This window comes from Paraburkholderia phymatum STM815, from assembly GCF_000020045.1.
Lineage (GTDB): Bacteria > Pseudomonadota > Gammaproteobacteria > Burkholderiales > Burkholderiaceae > Paraburkholderia > Paraburkholderia phymatum.
In genome coordinates this window covers 389,247-409,516 of record NC_010627.1, presented here as the reverse complement: position 1 = coordinate 409,516, position 20,270 = coordinate 389,247, and the positions used below count along the sequence as shown (strand labels likewise).

The window sequence follows — 20,270 nt, the reverse complement described above, 5'->3', positions numbered from 1 at the left end:
ACCTAGGTAGGAAATTGAGGGCGGTTCCGCCATTGTTCCGAGAGTGTTTGCTATCTAGCGTGTCATGAACTTTGAAGTGCGGGGATTGCATGGACGAGCATAAGCACGGCGAAGACGACAAAGTGGAGCCCGGCAACCTTTTTTGTTTTCTCCAGTTTGACCATTTGGAGGTCCATGCCCTGAGCGCGCGCGACTCACGCGGATCTTCGCTCGTGTAACCCTGGTCGGCAAAGGTTCCTTTCACCGTTCCTCCCGTTGCCTGCTGCATTATGCGCGCCAGTGCTACCACCTGCGACCGCTCCTGCTCGTTGACCGGCGTCACATGTACGGAAAGCAACTGACCCAGCGTGTGAACCGCCATATGTACTGCGAAGCTTGCGCTTGTAGCCGACTAGCCTGCACGCGGACAGCTTTCACATCTCGATTGCAACGTGCGGCCATCAAGGATCACCGCGCTCGGTTGCCCCCTGCCGCCCTGCGCCACACGGACGATTGAGGAAAGGCCATTCATCATGCACTCGAAACAGCCGGCCTGCCATCGTCCACCGGAATGCGAGTTCCGAGGGCGGAAAGCTGGTCGGATGGCGTCAAGCTGCACGGCCGGTCGACCGGGATGATTGGCAGTTCAGCAGTTGTCTGGTCATAGCAATCCGGCCTCGCCTCACTATTTGCACCAGACCCAACCAGCGCAAAGGGCTCAAGAGCTCAACCAGCCAATGATCCACGAATCCATTGGATATATCTCCGAATAGCATTACCGTCACCAATAGCGATAGGTGTTACCATTAGTGCGCTTAATAGCAACCCCAGAAAAACGCCGCACCAAACCCCGGGTCCCGCGGCAAGATCTATATCCCCAAGCTGAAGCCGCTGCATCGCAAAACCGTCTCCGAGAATTGCAACGCCGATCCAAAGGCCAATTACCTGCATTAATGCTGGAAACGCGTTAATTCCACGTGCACGCAGAGTGGCGGCGGCACCGCTTAGGACGCAATTAGCGAAAATCAAGAGTGACTCAAACGGCAGAATTTTCCCCGAGATCACCAAAATTCCTTGATCATCAGCGTAAAGACGGAATAATGAAGTTCCAAAAAACATCTGAAGTGCGGTGAGCAAAAATCCAATTGCCACTGCAATTAAAATTGCCGACCTTGCTTTGCGAACCGCCATTGATCGACCCTCAAGCACAAGTGCATTACTTATTTTTACAGAGATCCAAACTGCAAGAGAAGACGACACTGTTTCCGCAACAACATTGAGGTTTGAGACAACTTGATGCGCGCCTAACTGTTGAACACCAAATCTACCGATCAATATCGTCATATAACCAAACGTTGCAAATTCTGCAAACGTAGAGAGTGCAACAGGAACACCAGTTTTACATAGAGCCACCAATTGAAGACGTTTTCTCGACAAAAGAAAAAGATCGAAATGAAATTTAAAAAAATTCCTGTTAAATAAAAACAACAGTAGCGAGCCTACAAAGATAACATAGAAGGTGATTGCGGTCGATAGCCCGCAACCGGATAAGCCGAATCGAAAGTAAGAACTGTCGATTAGAACCAGAGATAGCGCGACTTTAATTATCAAGCCGATTGCTTGCAATGCCGTGATATAGCCCGTCGCGCGAATCGAATTTGCAAGGGCCGCAATAACACGGAAGAGGTTGGACGGTAACGCACTAAGCGCTAAGGTATCAAGATAACCTTGCGCTGCGAGGACTAGGTACGGCGATTGATTCGACCAATGATGGATTGTCGCGAAATACTTCAAGGCGCAAAAGACCAATGTGCCAACCACAATTGCCGACGCGAAGCCATAGTACGCGATGTCCCTTAGTGAATCCACCCCTGTCTCCGCTCCAATCTTGGCTGCCTTGATGGTAGCCGCGGAGTAAAAAGCAGTGGCCGTCATGATAATTGGAACGTAAATCGCATTCCCGAGAGCCAAGCCGCCAAGCAGGTCCGGATTTGTACGTCCGATAATAATAACGTCCGCTATAGAGTAAGCGACAACAACAAGTTGACCGATCAAGATTTCCGATAAGAAAAAGAAATCTCGCTGAATTTTTGTCAGAAGTAATTTATTTTCCAATTATGAAATTCTCCGACACAAGAAACGGCGCAGTCAAACGGACAGCTTCGCGCCTAGCGTTCCGTCAACATGTACGTTACATTGCAATTTCCAATACGATGAAACCAAAAGTTTCATGTGGGCATTAAAATACCCAAAAAGTGGAAGTGCGTTCTTTTACGACACTAATACTTGCCGCTCGAAGGTATGAGTGTAAACAATCGAGAAAATTTCATAGCCTGTGATCGAGTCCGAGAATTCATCAATAAATCGACACTGACGATTCGTCACAACAGATCATCTCTAATTAGAGGCGCCTGCGCCGGCAAGAGATGCATTCAACGGGCTGCTAGTCGATATGGTAGTCCACAAAGCTTTTGCGCGCTCTTTCGGAAAGAAAGTTGTTGTGGAACTGCGAAATCGCCTCGCCGAGAGTGATATCGGACGCCGCAAGCATCTTTGGAAAGATGCTGTTGCGCATCAACCCTGGGATGGTATTAGCCTCTAGGAAGAAGATCGCTTCCTCCGGAGAAACTATAAAATCGAATCTACACATGTTTCTAAAATCGACAGATTTAAATATCTCAATAGATAGATCACCGAGTGATTTGACGACTGGCGATTCCTCCATGATAATGATCTCATTTGCCTTACCAGAACGGTGCTTTTCCTCATGTCCGAAAAATGCGCCCTCTGTCTCTATACGGACGGCAGGCAAGACCATGACGGTTTCATTTTTCTGCAAACAGCCTATTGAGTATTCAGTGCCAGAGACATACCTCTGAACCAGCGCATTTGCGTCATACTCAAATATTTCCGCGAGATTGGTTTTAATAGATTCTATACATTCCGGATCGACAAGATAGCGATTTGTGAAAAGCGAGGCGCCTAATGAATTCGGCTTGACGACGATTTCCATTCCGTGGAATCGGTCGAAGATTCGGGTACTAGCTTCCGGTAGGTCGCACTCGCGCAACAGGAGGGTGTCGGGTATCTGCACCACTGGATGAGCGCTGGCTATATATTGATTCATATGATACTTGCTCATCGCCAAACTCGCCGCGAGGACAGGGCCGAAACTTCCTGGCACAGAAGCTATTGCCGCCGCACCTTGAATTTTACCGTCTTCACCGAAGTTTCCATATAGCAGATTCAGAACAAACGTGCCGGCATTTACCATTCTTCCGAGGGCAGCCCAATATGGCATGTACTCGCGATCCCGCACGTAGCTGTCCACTGGAAGGCCCGCTTGGAACGGAGTGACGGCGACGCGACCTTCGACATCCACATAGTAGATGTCCTCGATCTCAACGGAATCATCGTTGTGAATCTCGCCGATAACATGGCGGAATGATTCGAGCGATGCCCGGTGCTCAGTTGATTTTCCTCCAAATGCAATCGAAATTCGTGCGCGACTCGTCATTAGTGCCCTCCTGCGGTTTCAAATGGGATTGGTGAAAATCGATAAATTTCACTCTCCGTGAAAACAGCGTCGAAGGTCATCCTTGAATCTCGCGTTCTTGGCAGATTGGGCCAACCAGCCACGTCCCGGGCCGGCGACGTAATAGCCGATCCTCGACACGGCGATGGGGTTCAGTAAAATACGAGCGGGACTTTTTGCCCGAGGTCGCAGAGCCCGAAAGCGTGTTATGCGACGCGGTAAACTTTCCAAGCCCGCTGTTTCCGTAAAAGGCAATTTTCCCAAATTCGGACATTGACGTTCCCCTGTGAAGAATAGGCGACAAACCGATGGTAATAAACTTTAGCAATGCAAATCAATGGTCGTATACTCAGCTTACAGTACAAGTTGGTCCCATTGTGTGTCTGGTCACGCATCGGCCAGCGTGGATCTATGCGAACGGCTGCTTACAGCATTGCAGCTTTCGTGCCATGTCGAACTCGACGCTCTCGTTCCCCGGAAGTAGAAGGTTTGCGGCACATTTCTCAGAATCGTCCGACTAGGTAAGCGATGTCGGCTTCCCTACAAAGCACGCTTGTTTGTCACACACGATACTAAAGGCATGAACGCCGGCCTGCGCGCGGCGTGTTGAATTCAGCCGCACGTAGCCTTCATGTACATCGCGAACGAGTACCTGCCACTCGGACTGCTGCGCGGCGCGCCAGTGCGAAGAAGATCACATTCCACGACGGGCGCCGTGGGAAGCCCGCGGGTTACACCATCATCGAGTGCCAGAAGCAGCAATGGTCGCTGCCAGCCCGCATCCACACCGTCGTTTTCTACGAGGCAGGCTAGGACGCTTTATGGATGTGCCATGCACTGCGGGCGCACGGCATTGTGTGTTAAGAGTGGCTAACACAACCTGGACATTGCGCCATAGGTTTCGCATCCTGGGCGCATGTCCAGAAGAAAAATCAGCAACGAACTGTGGGCGGGGCCGGAGCTGTTGATTCCGGCATTTACGCCATCACCCAAAGGTGGCCGTCGGCACACAGTTGACGACCGCGCAGCACTGAACGGCATCCTGTATGTCCTGCAAACGGGCATCCCTTGGCAAGACCTGCCGCAGGAACGGGGTTTCGGTAGCGGGATGACGTGCCGGCGACGTCTACGGGACTGGCAGGCCGCAGGCGTGTGGGTGTCAACGTCGGACGCAATTTCCCCGAAGGAAGGTTGGACCGGACGTCCGCGCCATGACGATACCATCGCATCAGCGCCTCAATTGCGAAGGAATGTCTCTAATTCTGCTTGCGGATTATCGACAACGTTTTGCATAACGTTACTGACGATCTGTCGTATGCCAGAAAGGACCAAGCCAAGACCAGTGTGCTGTTCGAGCTGATCGCAGAACGGTACGCGCGCCGCAGCCTGCTGACCACCAGCCAGCCATTCTCGGGTTGGAACGACGTGTTTCCGGACCCGGGCATGACCGTGGCCGCAATTGACCGGCTCGTGCATCAATCGACGATCTTCGAAATGAATGTCGACAGCTACCACCGCCGCACGGCCAGCGACAAACAAACCGGTCGGCGCCGACAATCATCCAGCGACAATCACAAGGAGCGACGACCGGCCATTCTGCTTGACGCTTATATGAACGCCGCCCGGCTTGCAATGTAATAACGCTGCGACGTTCGACAGGGATTTGGTTGCAGGCTTATACATGGCCTCGTCCCTTTTGCCAAATAATCTGGTCCACCGCGATCAGGTGCTGGATTGCATATATACATTCGGCCTTTCTGTGGCACATGTGCCCGGCCCCAATGGATTTCGCCCGGCAACTCCTACTTATATCCACGGCTTCAAGAGCCCTAAGACTGCGCAGGTTTTGTCGCCGACGGTCCGACCTGTTTGCCATTGAATCAAATCACTTGTGCAACCAATGAAGAGGTGAAGCTACGACCACGATGTGATCGGGGATTGCGCTCATACCGGCGGCGCATACTCGTGACCGCGTGCGAGCAACACCCAGATCGTTCTGGCTATCTTGTTCGCGAGTGCTACGACGGCGACGTTTGTTCCGCGTCGTGCCTGAACCTCGAGTATCCATCGAGAGAGTTTGTCCGTATGCTTTACGGCTTGCTGAACGACCGATCGGGCGCCATGTACCAGCAGCATTCGCAGATATCCGTTACCGCGCTTCGTAATACCCAACAGGCGATCTTTGCCGCCTGAGGAGTGCTGACGTGGCGTCAAGCCCAGCCACGCCGCAAACTGCCGACCATTTGAGAACTCGGAGGCGCTTCCCGCTGCGGCGATGACGGCGGTTGCGATCATCGGTCCGACACCACGGATCTTCTCCAGGCGCTGGCTTGCGGGCGATGCCTTATGCACTTGTTGGATCGGATCGTCATACCGCGCGATCTGCCTGTCGAGCAGTGCAAGTCGCTCGTACATGTCGCGCATCATTGTTCGGGTCAGTCCTGTCAGCTCGTTTTGCTCCTCATCGATAATCGCGGGGAGTTGTGTCCGCACTTTTAGAGGCGTTTGCGCAATGACCACACCGTATTCAGCCAGCAGGCCTCGAATCTGATTGATCTGCGCGATGCGGTCTCGCATCAGCAGGCTGCGGATGCGGTGCATGGACTGGATGTCTTGCTGCTCAACGCTGTTGACTGCAACGTAGCGCATCGTCGGACGGGACGCAGCTTCAACAATCGCCTCCGCATCGTTTCGATCGTTCTTCTGGGATTTGACGAATGGCTTGACGAATCGCGGGGCGATGATCTGGACCTGATGCCCCATCGCAGAGAACCGCCGAGCCCAGTAATGCGCTCCACCACAAGCTTCCATCACAATGCGGCAGCACGGTAGGCAAACGACCGCTTCCAGGAGCTTGTTGCAGCTGACTCGCCGGCTCAATACCGGCCGGCCGCGCTCGTCAACACCGTACAGCTGGTCGGGTAGCAGCAGCGCATTGCTGCGCCACCGCCCCCTGAGAACCGGACGGGCGAGTCACCCCGCATCCGGCTCAAGCCATTCTTCAGCACCACGTTGTGGCACCGAACAACTTGACGGAACGCTTCGCAGTTCGACGGCGAGCGAAGTACGTGGTCCACACCGGATCAAATCGATTAGCCAGTCCCCGAACCTTGACGTGTCTCGTAATCGGGATCGTCATTGCGCGGAAGAGCCGAAACCCGCTGGTGCTGCCATCAGCGGGACCCTTCGTAGCAAAGTCCCAGGACCGGTGCCCATCGACCTGGAAGTACCGGTTCCTCACCCACCGTGCTCCTTTCATGGGATGTCGACGCTTTGCCCATTTCCAGAGCAGTTGCCAGATGTGCGAGTCTATCGATGAGAAGCTCGCTTTCGCCACGACGTGATGGTGATACATCGCCCATCCCCGGATGACCGGTTCAGTTTCTGTATCAACGCTTCTTGCGTGACGCTCGCGTTGCCTTTGATGATTTCCCTGACCTTGTCGAGGAGCGATTTGACGCTCTTCTTTGCCGGCTTGATCAGCAGCTTGCCGTCGTACTTGTGTACGTTCTGGCCAAGGAAATCGAAACCCTCCGCAATGTTCGTGATCCTGGTCTTCTCTTCCGAGAGTTCCAGACCCCGAGCAGCCATAAACCGCCTGACCGCCGGAAGCACCTTGCATTCGAGCACTTCTTTCGACACGCCGGTGACAATAAAGTCATCGGTGCGTATTTCGGACGAACGTGACCGGCCGTTTCGGGATGGTGACCGGCGATTTCGGCAACGTGACCGGTCATTTCGGAAACGTGACCGAGCGGACCGGAAAGCAGGATTGGCGTTGCGCATGACATCAACCACGCGGGCTATGCTCGCCGGCTTTGGCCGGAGAGACGATGCCCGCGCACCGGATGAACATGCGCATGATCAAGGACGTTTTACGACTTAAGTTCGACGGCGGCTTCTCGCACGATCGGATCGCCGCATCACTGGGCATATCCAAGGGCGTGGTCACGAAGTACATCGGACTAGCCAGTGCCGCCGGGCTGGACTGGGCAAGCGCCTGCGATATGGATGAAGGCGAACTCGAGCGGCGGCTTCTCGGCAAGCCCACGGGGCCAGCAGCCTATGCCCAGCCCGACTATGGACGCATCCATCAGGAGCTGCGTCGCAAGGGCATGACGCTGACGTTGCTATGGGAGGAATACCAGGCTGAGTTCGCGGACCGGCAGACCTACCGCTATACGCAGTTCTGTGGGCACTACAAGGCGTTCACAAAACGCCTGAAGCGCTCGATGCGTCAGATTCATCGCGCCGGCGAAAAGCTGTTTGTCGACTTCGCCGGCCCCACGTTGCCACTGACGACTGGACGCCGCGCGCACATCTTCGTAGCGGCTATGGGCGCATCGAGTTACACGTTCGCATGTGCGACGCCGGCCGAGACAATGGAGGACTGGCTGGGCGGGATCGCTCGCGCGCTGACCTTCTATGGTGGTGTGCCGCAGTTGATCGTCCCGGATAACCCGCGTGCGATGATTGCCGATCCCGATCGCTATGAACCTCGCGCCGGCGACACTGTGCTGGACTTCGCGCGTCACTACGGCACATCATTCCTTCCTGCGCGCGTATATCGTCCGCAGGACAAGGCATACGCTTCATACTGCACCTTGTGCGGTTGGTGGAACAGCGATAAACGTCGGTTGAGTCGAACTGTAGCGACCCCCTTGGCCTTTGACCAGGACGACGTCGCCGACGGGCTCATAGAGACAGCGATGCAGATTTCCGTAGCGATGCTGACGCAACAGCCCGCGCCGGGCCCATAGGTGGATGCTAGTCGGACAGACCCCGAGTTGTGCGGCGAGTTCGTTGGCTGTCACCATGCCGCGTTCGCGCAGGCGCTCAAACCGGCTCTTGAGCCGGTAGGCGGTGCGTACGAGGTAGACCTTCTTGTGCGTGAACGTTTCGCCTTTCCAGTTTGTATAGCCGAGCGCATTAAGCTGTTCTGCGACTTGTCGGTCCGAGCCGGTTTCGAGAAGTTCGTCGATCTTCGCAACGACTTCCGGTAGCGTCTTTCGAATCAGTGCGATAGGCTTGGGCTTATCGATCTCCAATGAGGTAGTTCGGCCGCCGCGAAAACGTACATGGATTGCGACGCGTTCGGATTTGACCAGGGTGACGTCTTCGATGAGCAAAGCGACCATGCGCTTGCGCTCGAGCGGCACGACTCGCTGATCATTCCAAACACGAGGGAAGTCCTCGGCGAGCGACTGAATCTTGGTTCGCGCATCGCTGCTTAACAGCTTATGATCGGCCTTCTGGAGTCGTTCGTTCTCCTGTTGCAAGCCGTCCAGCACACGTAGACGTTCGTTCCAGTCCGCTTCGAGCGTGTCAGCGACAAGCCGGTTGGTCGGATCGACACTCATATATCGACGACGCGCGAGCTCGGCATCGTAGCGAGCTCGGGCCAGTTGGTTCTGACGTTGATCGGCGGCCTGTTTGACGCGCCCGGATATCTCGTCTTCTACAGCTAGCGCGACCTCGAGAGCAGCCGGTGCGACACTCTCTAATAGAAGCGAGCCTATCGTGTCATCGATGGCACTTCCACGAACCGATTGGCAGGGTTTGCTGGCACGGCGCACTGGGTTCTCCGTGCACATATAGTAGGGTTCGAGTTTATTACCGACGACCTGATACCGTACACGCATGCGTGCGCCACACAATCCGCACACGACGCGCCCCTGCAGGAGCCCAACGCCCTCACGTGGCATGCTGCCTCGTCGATCGCGCCCGAATCCCGTTAAATTCTGCTTAAGCGTCGCCTGGTTGCGTTCGAACTCGTCCCAATCAATAAAGCCGGGATGCGCATTCTGGATTAACACCTGCCAGTTCTCGCGGTCAACCTTAAGTCCGAAGGATTTGCGTCCCTGACGATATGCTCCGCGTGTGCGACCGTATACGAAGGCACCGGCATAACGGGGGTTGTGCAATATCTGAATAACGCGACAGTGCTCCAATGGCCCCCAAATCAGATCTCCCTTGCCAATCCCCCGGCGGATGCGACGCGGAAACAGCCAGCCTTCCTGGCGAAATCGCTTGACCGTGGCTGTAGCTGACGCAGCCTGTCGAAACGTATCGAATAGCAACTGCAGCGCGCCCCTGACCTGTTGATCAGGATCGAGAACCACTGAGCCGTTCGGGTGATAAACAAGCCCTATGGGTAACGGCACTTCCAGTTCGCCCCGGCGTGCCTTGTTCTTGATGCCACCTTGTAGCCGGCCTTTGAGAACATGAAGCTCGGCCTCGCTCATGGCGCCCTTTAAGCCCAGTAAAAGGCGGTCGTTAAATTGACCAGGATCGTAAATTCCATCTTCGTCGCAAATCAAAGTTTGCGTGAGCGATGCGAGTTCGATCAGGCGATGCCAGTCTGCGTTATTGCGCGCAAGACGCGATACTTCCAATCCCAGCACGATGCCGGCGTGACCATTGGCGACCTCGGCGACAAGGTGCTGAAAGCCATCTCGCCCCTGGGTGCTGGAACCGGACATACCGAGATCGTTATCGACGACGTGAATACGTTCGATCGGCCATCCGAGCGAAACGGCACGATCGCGCAGCGCATATTGCCGTTTCGTACTCTCGGTATTCTCGAATACCTGGCGAAGTGACGACTGTCGAACGTAGAGGAACGCATCACGCCGCAGATGTTCAGCGGTGACCTTCAGAGCGGAGTTAGTAGACATGGGCAAGCTCCTCGTGGGTGCGCAGTACGAGGTTGGCGAGCACGCGAACAAGCGCGCCGTTATCCCGCACTGAGTTGGAAGCAGGCACGGTTGGAGTGGGAGCCTCGATGCGCGAAGCGTCCGGGCGTTGGATCGCCAGCCCGTGCAACAGGCCATGAAAGCGTATGGCCGCGTGGCCTTCTGAGTTAGGACCTGTGTCGAGCAGGTCGGCCCGTAGCGCTTCGTAACGAGCAAGCGCTGACGATGGCAGACGGAATTGCGGCGAATCGTCTACGGTTTTTTTTTGCGTGCTAACGCACGTTCGATACTGCGTGGGTGGATCGAAAGCTCCAGCCAGGTTTCGATCTCCTGCGCAAGCGCGCGAGCGCGAAGGCTGCCGTCTTGCTGTAGACGCTCCTCGATGAACGCCATGACCACCGAGTTGAGTTTGTGCGCGCCTTTGGGCCCACGCTGTTTCGGAAGCAACCCTGGCAGCCCCTCGCTCGCGAAGGCGCTCTCCGCTTGATAGAAGGTCGGCCTGGACATTCCGAACAGGGCGGCCGCCTCGGCCTTGGAAGCGCCATCGACCCGAACATGACGCAACATCTCGTACTTGACCTGAACAAGGTCGTCGGGGTCGAAGAAATCGCCCGATCGAAACCATGGCGCCCGTATTCGGTCGGGATGAGGATTGAGAGCACCAAGTTCGCGTAGTCGATCGCGCTTTGACGGTGGCTTGGTCATTACATGATCTCTCGTTGACGAAACGAAAACTAAAATACGCCGCTTTGTTCGAATTGTCAAAAATCTCAGTGATCTGGTGTACGCTATACGATGCGGTCATTTCCCCGTAAAAATTGAGGCAGTGTTGATGAGTCAGAACCAAGAACATCTCTATATCGGCATATTTCTTCTTACGTAAGCGGCGAAATTTATTTGACATCACGCGCTCCCAACAAATCGTCGACGAGCGCACGTAATCGAAGCAGGTCGTCAGTCCTAAACCAGGAATGTCCACCGGAGGCCTGCGCGAACAGATCTGGCTCCGGGACATCGGTCCAGGATGCCAGCACCGAGCACAGACGCTTGTGTGCGTCGTAATACATCACGCGATCTTCACCCCAGTTCTGCTTACGACTCACCAGGACAAAGTGATTTCCACGTGCTGGGTGGAATGGGTGGGTAATCTCGAAGGACGCGCCTTTGACTACGTGACGTTCCTCATGACAGACAGTTGCTGACTTGCGAGAAAGCGAAGGTAGAGGTTGCGGTCCAGGTGGTCGAACGCTGGATCATGGCGCGCCTGCGTCATCACCGGTTTGACTCGGTCCACTCGGTCAATGAGGCCATCTGCCCGCTGCTCAAGAACCTGAATGAGAGGCCATTCCAGAAGCTGCCGGGATGTCGTGCCAGCGCGTTCGCCCAGCTGGACGCGCCGGCACTGCAGCCGCTGCCGGCACAGCCCTATGAGCTCGCGCGCTTCAAGACCGTGACGGTTCACATTGACTATCACGTCGAGATCAACAAACACCGCTACAGCGTGCCGCACGCGCTGGTCGGCCTCAAGCTCGATGCGCGTATCACGGCGGGCACTGTCGAACTGCTACATCGCGGTCGCCGCGTCGCCAGCCACGCACGTAACGATCGCGCAGGCAGCTATACCACTGTTGTCGAGCACATGCCTGCGGCACACCGCGCTCATCTGGAATGGACGCCGCAGCGGCTGATTCATTGGGGACAGCAGATCGGCGCGGCAACCGGCGCGCTCGTCACCCGGCTGCTGCAGGAGCAACGCCATCCGGAACACGGCTATCGGGCGTGCCTTGGATTGCTGTCGCTCTCACGTCGCTATGGCCGTGACCGTCTCGAAGCCGCCTGCGCGCTGGCGCTGGAACTGGGCGTACACCGTTACCGCCACGTGCGCGACATCCTGGTCAACAACCGCGACCGGGCGGCGGTGGTAACGCCTGCCGACTGGACCAGCCCGAGCCACGCGCATGTACGCGGCCCCAGCTACTACCAATAAAGAAGACCACCATGATGATGCAACAGACACTGACGCAATTGCGCACCCTGAAGCTGGACGGCTTCGCTGACGGCCTGGAAGAACAATTGACGCAGCCCGGTGCGGCCAGCCTGAGCTTCGAGGAACGCCTGTCACTGCTGGTCGACCGGGAAGCCAGCTGGCGTGATGATCGCCGTCGTACCCGATTGCTCAAGCAGGCGCGCCTCAAATATCCGCAGGCCGCTATTGAGGATCTCGACACGCGCGCTGGCCGTGGCGTCGATCCGCGCTCGCTCACGAGCCTCGCACTCGGTGACTGGGTGCAAGCGGGCTACAGCCTGCTCATAAGCGGCCCAACTGGCGCGGGGAAATCGTGGCTCGCTTGCGCCCTGGCCCAATACGCTTGCCGGCGCGGGCATTCAGCCTTGTATCTGCGCGTGCCGCGACTTGGCGAGGAGCTTCGCGTTCTGCACGGCAACGGCGGCTTCACAAAATGGCTGCTGCAGGTTGCCCGCGTCGACGTGCTTCTACTGGACTTATGTGTAGCGCGCGGTTATGTGGAGTTTCCCTGTGGGCGCTGCTTCGGCGCGGGGTTGGTCAGGAGTTCGTCAACATAACTTCGTCGTGGGAGTAGCGTAGTTCCTCCGATCACCGTATACGGAGGGCACCATGCTTCAAGAATTGTTTCCGAAGGTACATCGCCGCTATGAGGGATCCCGGTTCGCCGCCGATCTTGAGGGTTTCGCCGCCTGGCTGCGTCGGAGCGGATATTCTCGCAACAGTACCTGCGATCATTTGTTTCGGGCAAAGCAAACACTTGAACGGATGGATGGCGCCGAGCCCGGCGGGGAGTTTGCCACCGAACATCTATACACTGCATTTACGTCACCGCGCTTTCCGGCGCTATACCGAGGCACGCAGCGGGCATTCGAGCGCTTTCTGTCTTCTCGCGGCAGATTGATTCGGGCTGAGCCGGACGACCCGTTCGGAGCCCTGCGCAGTCAGTATCTACAGCACCTTCATGAGCTACGTGGGTTTGCCGTCTCGACCGCCGCTCAGCATGACTCGACTCTCAAGGACTTCCTGCGTCGAGCGGTGTTACCCGATCGAACCCTGCAGACATTGGGCGCTACGGACGTCGAGAATTACATCCGGCTCAAGAGCCGGGAGGTTACCCGTCAGACGCTGCAGCATGTCATTGCGCATCTGAGGGCGTTCTTGCGCTATTGCGAAGATCGTGGCGATATCACGCTCGGACTGCATTGCATTGACACGCCACGGACTTATCGTGCCGAGTTGCCCCCGCGTGCACTCGACTGGAAGCTGGTGCCGAAGCTGGTTAATTCGGTAGACCGTCACAGCCGCACTGGCTGGCGCGACCACGCGGTCCTGCATTTGATGGCGTACTACGGTCTACGAGCATCAGAAGTTGCCGCACTCACACTGAGTTCTATCAACTGGGAATCGCGGACGCTTCACGTTCAGCAGCGCAAGACCCGTTCGGTCCTGGTATTGCCATTGGCGGACAGGACCATAAATCTGCTACGGCGCTATCTTCGGTGTGGCCGCTCTGGAAGTGATTGCCCCGCTTTGTTCCTACGGGCACGAAGCCCGGTTGGGCCACTGACCCACTATGGCGTGGTCGACATCTTTTGCACGCGCGCCAGGCTGAGTGGCCTGCCAATCACGAACAGTTCCTCATATGCGCTGCGACACGCGTTCGCGATGCGTCTGCTAGATCGAGGCGTGGGCACGAAGGCCATTGGCGATATCCTGGGACATCGCAGCCTCGAGAGCACGTGCGTCTACCTGCGACTGGACATTGCCATGTTACGTTCAGTCGCGCTGCAGGTTCCGACGCTCTCGAATTCGAGGAGCCGGCCATGAGCATCTCCACGTCAATGTTTGCCATGGAGGCTGCGATCACAGACTACGTTGCCCATCAACGCGCCCTAGGTCGTGGCTACCGCAACGAAGAACGAATCCTGCTGTCGATGTGCCACTGGCTCGCTCAGTCCTCAGTTCGGGAGCTTGATCAAGCAAGCTTCGATCGATGGTGCGATACGATGCATCATCTGGGACCGAATACGCGTCGCGCCAGACAGTTGATGGTGCACAAGTTCTGCCTGTTCAGACAGCGTGCCGAGCACGAGTGTTTCGTACCCAATCCGCTGTACTTCGCGCGACCCTGTCCGTACATCCGCCCGGTCATTGTGCAGCCGGATCAGGTCGCGCGAATGCTGGTCGCAGCCACGCACCTGACGCCGACACTTGGCTCACCGCTACTACCCACCGTGACGCGCATCGCCATTGTGCTGCTGTATACGGCCGGGTTGCGGCGTGGCGAACTGCTGCGCCTGACGCTACGAGACGTTGAACCCACGTCAGGAGTGTTGCAGATTCGAGAGTCGAAGTTCCACAAGAGTCGGCTGGTGCCGCTATCAACCGATGCCGCACGCGAACTTCGACTTTACCTACGCAAGCGCCTCAACGCTTCGCTCGGCACCGGCCCGGAAACGCCACTGTTGTGCAATACGACCCGAGGTCTACGTGGATACACCGGCACGGGAATCAGCCGTCCCATACACGCACTCTTCGAACTCGCTGACGTTCGCGATGCCGAGGGACGATGTCCGCGAATTCACGACTTGCGGCATAGCTTTGCGGTCCAGGCTTTGATCCGGTGGTATCAGGAAGGCGCGGACGTACAGTCGAACCTTCCGAAACTGGCAATCTACATGGGGCATGTCTCGATCGTATCGACGGCATACTATCTTCCATTCGTTCCGACGATCGCGGCACTCGCAAGTGAACGCTTCGAGAAGCATCTAGGCCACGTGCTCGGCGGGAGGAAGCCATGAAACCGCGCAAACCGACAGAGCTCGGCCGATGTCTGCTGCGCTTCTTCCAGGACTATCTGCCTACACTGCGCGGCGTCAGTGTGCACACGATACGGAGCTACCGTGATGCCGTCGTCTTGCTGCTGCGGTTCACCGCGCGCGAGAGCCGGTGCCCCATCGAAGCCCTGGATCTGAGCGATCTGAATGCCGATCACGTAAAGCGATTCCTCAAATTCCTTGAGTCCGAGCGCGGCAACAGCATCGCGACGCGCAACGCTCGGCTCGCCGCCATTCATGCATTCGCGCGTTTCGTGATTGCCGAGCATCCCGAACATCTGGCACCGTTTCAGCAGGTACTCGGAATACCGTTTAAGCGGGGAGCGCGGGAGGCACCGATCGAATATCTGGAAACGGCCGAGATCGAGACATTGCTGACCACCATCGACCAGAGTCGTCCAGCGGGGCAACGCGACTTTGCACTGTTTGCGCTGATGTTCAACACTGGAGCTCGTGTGCAGGAGATCCTCAATTTGCGGATCTGTGACCTGCGGCTCGACCCACCGCCGCAGGTCCGGCTGCGCGGCAAAGGGAACAAGGTGAGAGTGTGTCCGATCTGGCCGCGTACTGCGCAGCTTCTGCGCGAACTTATTCGCACTCGTCCCTTGGTCGCTCAAGGCTCGGCCGAACTGCCTGTCTTCGTTAATTGTCGCGGTACTCAGATGAGCCGATTTGGCGTGCGTTATCTGCTGCGCAAATACATGCTCATCGCGAGCACCCGGAACCCGACCCTAGCGCACAAAGAAATCCACCCGCATTCGCTTAGGCATACCACCGCGATTCAGTTGCTGAAGGCTGGCGTAGACTTCGCGACGATCAGCCAGTGGCTCGGCCACGCGAGCCTGAATACCACGATGCGCTATGCGCGTGCCGATATCGATCTCAAACGTCAAGCACTCGCGCAGGTGTTCCCAGAAATCCTCGCGCCTCCACGAGGTGGAGCATTCATCTTGAACGGTGCTGACCTGGTTGGCTGGCTGCGTAGACTCTGACCTGTTATGTGCAGTCAAGGCATGCTCAAACCAGGCGGGTTTGCCTTGCTGCACGACCTCTCCACATAACCGCGCGCTACACATAAGTCGATTTGTACTAAACCGCTGACGCGGTAGTAGGAGGTGGGCACAGATCTGTGGCTGACGTTTCATGAAGCGGGTCGTCTGGCGCTGAACCCCGGCGAGGCGGTGATCGATATCGCCAGGAGCAGTATGTGAACGCCCGGTTGGGCATTCCACCTACTGCTTCCAGGAGGCTCGCCATGACGCCACTGCGCCAACGCATGCTGCATGACATGCAGATCCGCAACCTTGCAGAGAATACCCAGAAGTCCTATCTGATTCAGGTATCCAGTTTCGCGCGCCACTTCCGCCGTTCGCCCGAACTGCTGGGTCCCGAGGAGATCCGGGCCTGGCTCATCTATCTCCGCGAAGAGCGCAAGCTGGCACCCGCCAGTCTCAGCCCGGCGATCGGTGCGCTGCGCTTTCTCTATCGCGTGACGCTCAAACGTGACTGGAGTGACGAGGATTTCCCATTGCCCAGGAAGCCGGTCCGCCTGCCGGTTGTCCTCAGCCTGGAGGAGATCACCACCTTCTTCGACTCGATCCCCAGCCTGAAGCATCGGACCATCCTGATGGTTGCCTACGCCGCCGGCCTGCGCGTGTCGGAAGTCGTCCACCTGAAGGTCACGGACATCGACAGCAAGCGCATGGTCATCCGTGTGAACCAGGGCAAGAACCGCAAGGATCGCTACGTAATGCTCTCGCCGCGTCTGCTTGAGATCCTCAGAACGTACTGGCAAGACGCTCACCCCCGCGGCTGGCTGTTTCCCGGTGATATTCCTGGACACCCCATCACTCGGGGCGCCGTCTCGCGAATCTGCGCTCTCGCTCGCCAACGATGTGGCATCCGGAAGCCGATAACACCGCATTCCTTGAGACATGCATTCGCGACTCATCTGCTCGAAGCCGGTACCGATGTGCGCAGGATCCAGCTGCTCATGGGCCATAGGTCCCTCGCGACTACTTCGCGCTACTTGAGAATCGCGACCAGCACCGTATGTGCGACAGCGAGTCCCTTCGATCTGCTGCCGCACCCCGCACCGATTCCATCGCCGCCACCTGCGCCCGAGTACTTCTGACGCCGGCGATGCGCCCGGCGCTCGAGGTGGCGGACATCCTTCGCCGCTGTGGTCCGCAGTATCGGCAGACCCACGCCGAGGGGCTCACTCGTGTCCAGCGGCGCGTGATGAGTGCAATCGAGCTTTGTCGTACCGCCGCGCTCGGCGGGCATGTCGAGCGGTGCGACGCGTGCGGCCATCAGCGCATCGCGTACGACTCGTGCCGCAATAGACATTGCCCAAAGTGCCAGTCGCTTGCACGTGCGCAATGGCTTGAACGCCGGCAGGCCGAGCTGCTTCCCGAGACCGAGTACTTCCATGTCGTCTTCACGCTTCCCGAACCCATCGCGGCTCTCGCGTACCAGAACAAACGCGTGCTCTACGACATGCTGTTTCGCGCCAGCGCCGAGACTCTTCGCACGATCGCTGCCGATCCGAAGCACCTGGGCGCCGAGATCGGCTTCATCACGATCCTGCACACGTGGGGGCAGAATCTGCTGCACCACCCGCACGTGCATTGTGTCGTGCCCGGTGGTGGCATCTCCCCGGACGGTGAACGCTGGATCGCCTGCCGCCCCGGCTTCTTCCTGCCTGTGCGGGTGCTCTCACGACTCTTTCGCCGACTGTTCCTCGAGCAGCTGCGCCGCGCTTTTGACGCTGGCATGCTTCGCCTGCACGGCCAGCTCGAGTTCCTGGGGGATGCCAGGGAATTCGCTGCCTGGCTTGCGCCCGCTGCCAAGTCTGAGTGGGTCGTCTACGCCAAGCCACCCTTTGGCGGTGCCGAACATGTGCTCGATTACCTGGGGCGCTATACCCATCGCGTCGCCATCTCCAATAACCGGCTGCTGGGTTTCGACGGAAACGGCGTGCAGTTCCGCTGGAAGGACTACCGGCACGAGGCCCGGCACAGGACCATGACGCTCACGGCTGACGAATTCATCCGCCGCTTCCTGCTGCACGTGCTGCCCGACGGCTTCAAGCGCATTCGCAGCTACGGCTGGCTCGCCAACTGCCACCGGGCGCAGCGCCTGGCCATCTGCCGGCACCTGCTCGGCGTCGAGCCGCCCGCCGCCGAATTACCCGCCAACGGAGAAGATTACCGCGACCGCTACCAGCGGCTCACCGGCAGGTCATTGCGTGACTGCCCCGTGTGCGGCAAGGGCCACATGGTCCGCATCGAAGGCGGCGTGCCCGGCATCCTTCCGCGGGCTCCGCCTGCTCCCGCCCATGTGCACTAGCCGATATCGACACTTTTGCCCAACACGCTCGCCTTGCCCGATCAGGCCTGCGTGCCCGAACTCGTGCCTTCGGTATGCTCTCGCAGCACAATGCTCCGAAACTTCGGCTTACCCGCCCACTGAAGCTCGCATTGCTGCCGCGCTCACGGTGCATCCCGCACTCGCTCGCCCTGAACCTCGGCGCGATAGTCACGCCCCGAGTATCGCGAACCACCGAGTCGTTCATTCAATGCCCATAGCCGCGACCGCCCGTGGAGCGGTTTAGCACAAACGTTTTTTTGATTACCGATCTCGGATTTGCCTCGCTTAGCCTGTTCAGGCGTCTGCGGCCGCGATCGCTAACCAAAAAAACCTCTGCTTCATGCCCCTAGCGGCATGAACGTTGTCAATGGCATAGTTGCCGTCGTTCACATAGCGGCTCAGGTATGGCCATTGCCGGCGGCAGTACCCAATTGCCTCGCCAAGCAGACTCTTGGGCAGCACCTTCGGCGCCAGCTCGTCGAGCCAGGCCTTGAAGGTCACCAGCAATGGCACGCTGTGTTGCTGTCGCAGGCGGTACCGGTGTTCGGCCAGCGTTTGCCCATCGGGCACCGTCTGCTTGGCGAGCGCCTTGACCTGGTACAGTGCCTGGAAGAACTCCAGTGCCCGGGTGATACGCGGGCTCGGCTTGTTCTTTTGCCCCTTGTGTGCGTCCGTAAACATCCTCCTGGCGTGCGCCAGGCATCCAAGATGGGTCGCATTCTTGAGGGTCCGCCAAGCGGGCCAGCCGTCCGTCATCAGAGTACCCGCATAGTCACCCAGGAAGGCTTTCGGATGCTCCTGCCCGCGCCCGGTCTGATAGTCGAAGAGCACAACCGGTTGTTCGCTATCCTCAGCGCTTCTGTATACCCACATATACGACGTGTCCTGCGCTTTTCGATCTTCTTCATTCAGGACCTAGACGGTCGTCTCGTCGCCGTGGATCAGCCCCTGAGCGAGCAGGACCTGCCTGAGTGCTGCGTACAGCCGACTGTAATGCAGCTCGGCGGGACGGATGATCCAGTTTGCCAGCGTGCCTCGGCTGACCGCAATGTTCGAGCGCGCGAGCACATGCTCCATCCGGTACAGCGGCGTGCCATCGACATACTTGCCAAGCGTGACGGCCGCGATCATCGACGGGCTCGCGTGGCTGCCCGGCAAGGGCTGTACCGGCATCGGTGCGATCACGATCGGCGTGCGCACGCCGTGATGCTCGCAGTGTCGGCACGCATACTTGAAACGCGCGTGCTGCAGCACCGACACCTTGACTTCCATGTGCAGCTGCTCGCTGGTTTGCTCGCCCATGCGGTGCATTGCCTTGCCGCAGCAAGGGCAACTTTTGCGGTCCTCGGACAGATCGTACTCGATGCGCTCGCGCCGCAGATCCGCGGGCAGCGGCTGACGCCCGCGCTTACGTGTTTCGGCGGCCTTGACATCGGGCAACCCGGTGTCCGGCAACATGGGCACTTCGCCGTCGTCCTCTTCTTCAGGCTCAGCCTGGGCGTCCTGCTCAGCCTCATTGAACACGCGGTCCTTGCGCTTTTCACTCTTCGGTGCGTACTGCCGGGCAAGCGCGAGACGGTATTGCTCCTCAAGCGCGTCCAGGCGCCGGGTCAATTCGTCAATCCGGGCGTCGCGCTCGGCAATGAGCTGCGCATCAGCCGCCACGCGCTCTTCCAGCTTGTGGATGTAGGCCTTGGCGGTGCTCGGGAGTCGGGGGAGATCGGGAGGGGACATGCGCTCCACGATAGCGAATCGCAGAGCCAAACAGGTTTACGCGAATTTGTAACAACTGTGGCCGCCGTTGTTTACCGGCAACGGCGGCGATA

13 protein-coding genes and 7 pseudogenes are annotated in these 20,270 nt (G+C 57.8%); 10 read left to right on the top strand and 10 right to left on the bottom strand.

Features of this window, described 5'->3' with window-relative positions; genetic code table 11:
- Nucleotides 1–62 precede the first annotated feature (62 nt).
- The 3 genes and pseudogenes from BPHY_RS43750 to BPHY_RS37725 form a co-directional block, all read right to left on the bottom strand.
- Nucleotides 63–541, bottom strand: a pseudogene (locus BPHY_RS43750) (transposase); the annotation flags it as partial.
- 164 nt (nt 542–705) lie between these two features.
- Nucleotides 706–2,094 (bottom strand): MATE family efflux transporter, encoded by a 1,389-nt coding sequence (locus BPHY_RS37730; protein ID WP_012406700.1) that lies wholly within the window; start codon nt 2,092–2,094, stop codon nt 706–708.
- A gap of 328 nt (nt 2,095–2,422) precedes the next feature.
- A complete protein-coding gene (locus BPHY_RS37725) occupies nt 2,423–3,496 on the bottom strand; it encodes a D-alanine--D-alanine ligase family protein (RefSeq protein ID WP_012406699.1) in 1,074 nt (357 codons plus the stop codon).
- Nucleotides 3,497–4,430: 934 nt separating this feature from the next.
- On the opposite strand from BPHY_RS37725, the pseudogene BPHY_RS41555 reads away from it, so the two are divergent.
- Both BPHY_RS41555 and BPHY_RS37720 read left to right on the top strand, forming a co-directional pair.
- Nucleotides 4,431–4,670: pseudogene (locus tag BPHY_RS41555) on the top strand (transposase); the annotation flags it as partial.
- Between the two features lie 140 nt (nt 4,671–4,810).
- Nucleotides 4,811–5,152, top strand: a pseudogene (locus BPHY_RS37720) (ATP-binding protein); the annotation flags it as partial.
- Nucleotides 5,153–5,458: 306 nt separating this feature from the next.
- Here BPHY_RS37720 and BPHY_RS37715 read toward each other — a convergent pair.
- The 3 genes from BPHY_RS37715 to BPHY_RS43740 form a co-directional block, all read right to left on the bottom strand.
- On the bottom strand, nt 5,459–6,445 hold the full coding sequence (locus tag BPHY_RS37715; protein WP_041766609.1) for an IS110 family RNA-guided transposase: 987 nt from the start codon (nt 6,443–6,445) through the stop codon (nt 5,459–5,461).
- A gap of 70 nt (nt 6,446–6,515) precedes the next feature.
- Nucleotides 6,516–6,869, bottom strand: coding sequence for a group II intron maturase-specific domain-containing protein (locus BPHY_RS43745; RefSeq protein ID WP_233445441.1), 354 nt, complete (start codon nt 6,867–6,869; stop codon nt 6,516–6,518).
- Nucleotides 6,824–7,300, bottom strand: a complete 477-nt coding sequence (locus BPHY_RS43740) for an RNA-dependent RNA polymerase family protein (RefSeq protein WP_233445439.1) — start codon at nt 7,298–7,300, stop codon at nt 6,824–6,826. Before BPHY_RS43740 ends, BPHY_RS43745 begins: the two co-directional genes overlap by 46 nt.
- A 68-nt stretch (nt 7,301–7,368) precedes the next feature.
- Here BPHY_RS43740 and istA point away from each other — a divergent pair.
- Nucleotides 7,369–8,100: pseudogene (gene istA, locus BPHY_RS37705) on the top strand (IS21 family transposase); the annotation flags it as partial.
- A 6-nt stretch (nt 8,101–8,106) separates the two neighbouring features.
- Here the strand turns inward: istA and BPHY_RS40975 are convergent.
- The 3 genes from BPHY_RS40975 to BPHY_RS42855 all read right to left on the bottom strand — a co-directional run bounded on the left by BPHY_RS40975 (nt 8,107) and on the right by BPHY_RS42855 (nt 11,312).
- The gene (locus BPHY_RS40975) at nt 8,107–10,191 is read right to left on the bottom strand and encodes a recombinase family protein (protein ID WP_012404129.1); all 2,085 of its coding nucleotides are present in this window, start codon (nt 10,189–10,191) and stop codon (nt 8,107–8,109) included.
- Between the two features lie 270 nt (nt 10,192–10,461).
- Nucleotides 10,462–10,914: a helix-turn-helix domain-containing protein gene (locus BPHY_RS37690; RefSeq protein WP_012404130.1), complete on the bottom strand. Its 453-nt coding sequence runs from the start codon at nt 10,912–10,914 to the stop codon at nt 10,462–10,464.
- Between the two features lie 188 nt (nt 10,915–11,102).
- Nucleotides 11,103–11,312 (bottom strand): DUF5372 family protein, encoded by a 210-nt coding sequence (locus BPHY_RS42855; RefSeq protein ID WP_012404131.1) that lies wholly within the window; start codon nt 11,310–11,312, stop codon nt 11,103–11,105.
- Between the two features lie 104 nt (nt 11,313–11,416).
- On the opposite strand from BPHY_RS42855, the pseudogene BPHY_RS37680 reads away from it, so the two are divergent.
- The 7 genes and pseudogenes from BPHY_RS37680 to BPHY_RS37650 form a co-directional block, all read left to right on the top strand.
- Nucleotides 11,417–12,196 (top strand): annotated as a pseudogene (locus BPHY_RS37680) (Mu transposase domain-containing protein); the annotation flags it as partial.
- An 11-nt stretch (nt 12,197–12,207) separates the two neighbouring features.
- Nucleotides 12,208–12,711, top strand: a pseudogene (locus tag BPHY_RS37675) (ATP-binding protein); the annotation flags it as partial.
- A 133-nt stretch (nt 12,712–12,844) separates the two neighbouring features.
- The gene (locus BPHY_RS37670) at nt 12,845–14,062 is read left to right on the top strand and encodes a tyrosine-type recombinase/integrase (RefSeq protein WP_012406695.1); all 1,218 of its coding nucleotides are present in this window, start codon (nt 12,845–12,847) and stop codon (nt 14,060–14,062) included.
- The gene (locus tag BPHY_RS37665) at nt 14,059–15,036 is read left to right on the top strand and encodes a tyrosine-type recombinase/integrase (protein WP_012406694.1); all 978 of its coding nucleotides are present in this window, start codon (nt 14,059–14,061) and stop codon (nt 15,034–15,036) included. The genes BPHY_RS37670 and BPHY_RS37665 overlap by 4 nt, the downstream gene beginning before the upstream one ends.
- On the top strand, nt 15,033–16,064 hold the full coding sequence (locus tag BPHY_RS37660) for a tyrosine-type recombinase/integrase (RefSeq protein ID WP_012406693.1): 1,032 nt from the start codon (nt 15,033–15,035) through the stop codon (nt 16,062–16,064). The genes BPHY_RS37665 and BPHY_RS37660 overlap by 4 nt, the downstream gene beginning before the upstream one ends.
- Before the next feature lie 263 nt (nt 16,065–16,327).
- On the top strand, nt 16,328–17,206 hold the full coding sequence (locus BPHY_RS37655) for a tyrosine-type recombinase/integrase (protein WP_012405792.1): 879 nt from the start codon (nt 16,328–16,330) through the stop codon (nt 17,204–17,206).
- An 8-nt stretch (nt 17,207–17,214) separates the two neighbouring features.
- Nucleotides 17,215–18,423 carry an IS91 family transposase gene (locus BPHY_RS37650; protein ID WP_012405793.1) on the top strand — a complete coding sequence of 403 codons (1,209 nt, stop codon included), beginning with the start codon at nt 17,215–17,217 and terminating at the stop codon, nt 18,421–18,423.
- Between the two features lie 381 nt (nt 18,424–18,804).
- On the opposite strand, the pseudogene tnpC reads toward BPHY_RS37650, so the two are convergent.
- Nucleotides 18,805–20,178 (bottom strand): annotated as a pseudogene (tnpC, locus tag BPHY_RS40960) (IS66 family transposase); the annotation flags it as partial.
- Between the last annotated feature and the right edge of the window lie 92 nt (nt 20,179–20,270).

Excerpts from the sequence above, each read along its gene's own strand:
- BPHY_RS37655 (WP_012405792.1), top strand. The coding sequence starts at position 16,328 with ATGACGCCACTGCGCCAACGCATGCTGCATGACATGCAGATCCGCAAC.
- BPHY_RS37650 (WP_012405793.1), top strand. The coding sequence starts at position 17,215 with ATGCGCCCGGCGCTCGAGGTGGCGGACATCCTTCGCCGCTGTGGTCCG.
- BPHY_RS43740 (WP_233445439.1), bottom strand. The coding sequence starts at position 7,300 with ATGCGCAACGCCAATCCTGCTTTCCGGTCCGCTCGGTCACGTTTCCGA.
- BPHY_RS43745 (WP_233445441.1), bottom strand. The coding sequence starts at position 6,869 with ATGTATCACCATCACGTCGTGGCGAAAGCGAGCTTCTCATCGATAGAC.
- BPHY_RS37665 (WP_012406694.1), top strand. The coding sequence starts at position 14,059 with ATGAGCATCTCCACGTCAATGTTTGCCATGGAGGCTGCGATCACAGAC.
- BPHY_RS37690 (WP_012404130.1), bottom strand. The coding sequence starts at position 10,914 with ATGACCAAGCCACCGTCAAAGCGCGATCGACTACGCGAACTTGGTGCT.
- BPHY_RS37660 (WP_012406693.1), top strand. The coding sequence starts at position 15,033 with ATGAAACCGCGCAAACCGACAGAGCTCGGCCGATGTCTGCTGCGCTTC.
- BPHY_RS37725 (WP_012406699.1), bottom strand. The coding sequence starts at position 3,496 with ATGACGAGTCGCGCACGAATTTCGATTGCATTTGGAGGAAAATCAACT.
- BPHY_RS37670 (WP_012406695.1), top strand. The coding sequence starts at position 12,845 with ATGCTTCAAGAATTGTTTCCGAAGGTACATCGCCGCTATGAGGGATCC.
- BPHY_RS40975 (WP_012404129.1), bottom strand. The coding sequence starts at position 10,191 with ATGTCTACTAACTCCGCTCTGAAGGTCACCGCTGAACATCTGCGGCGT.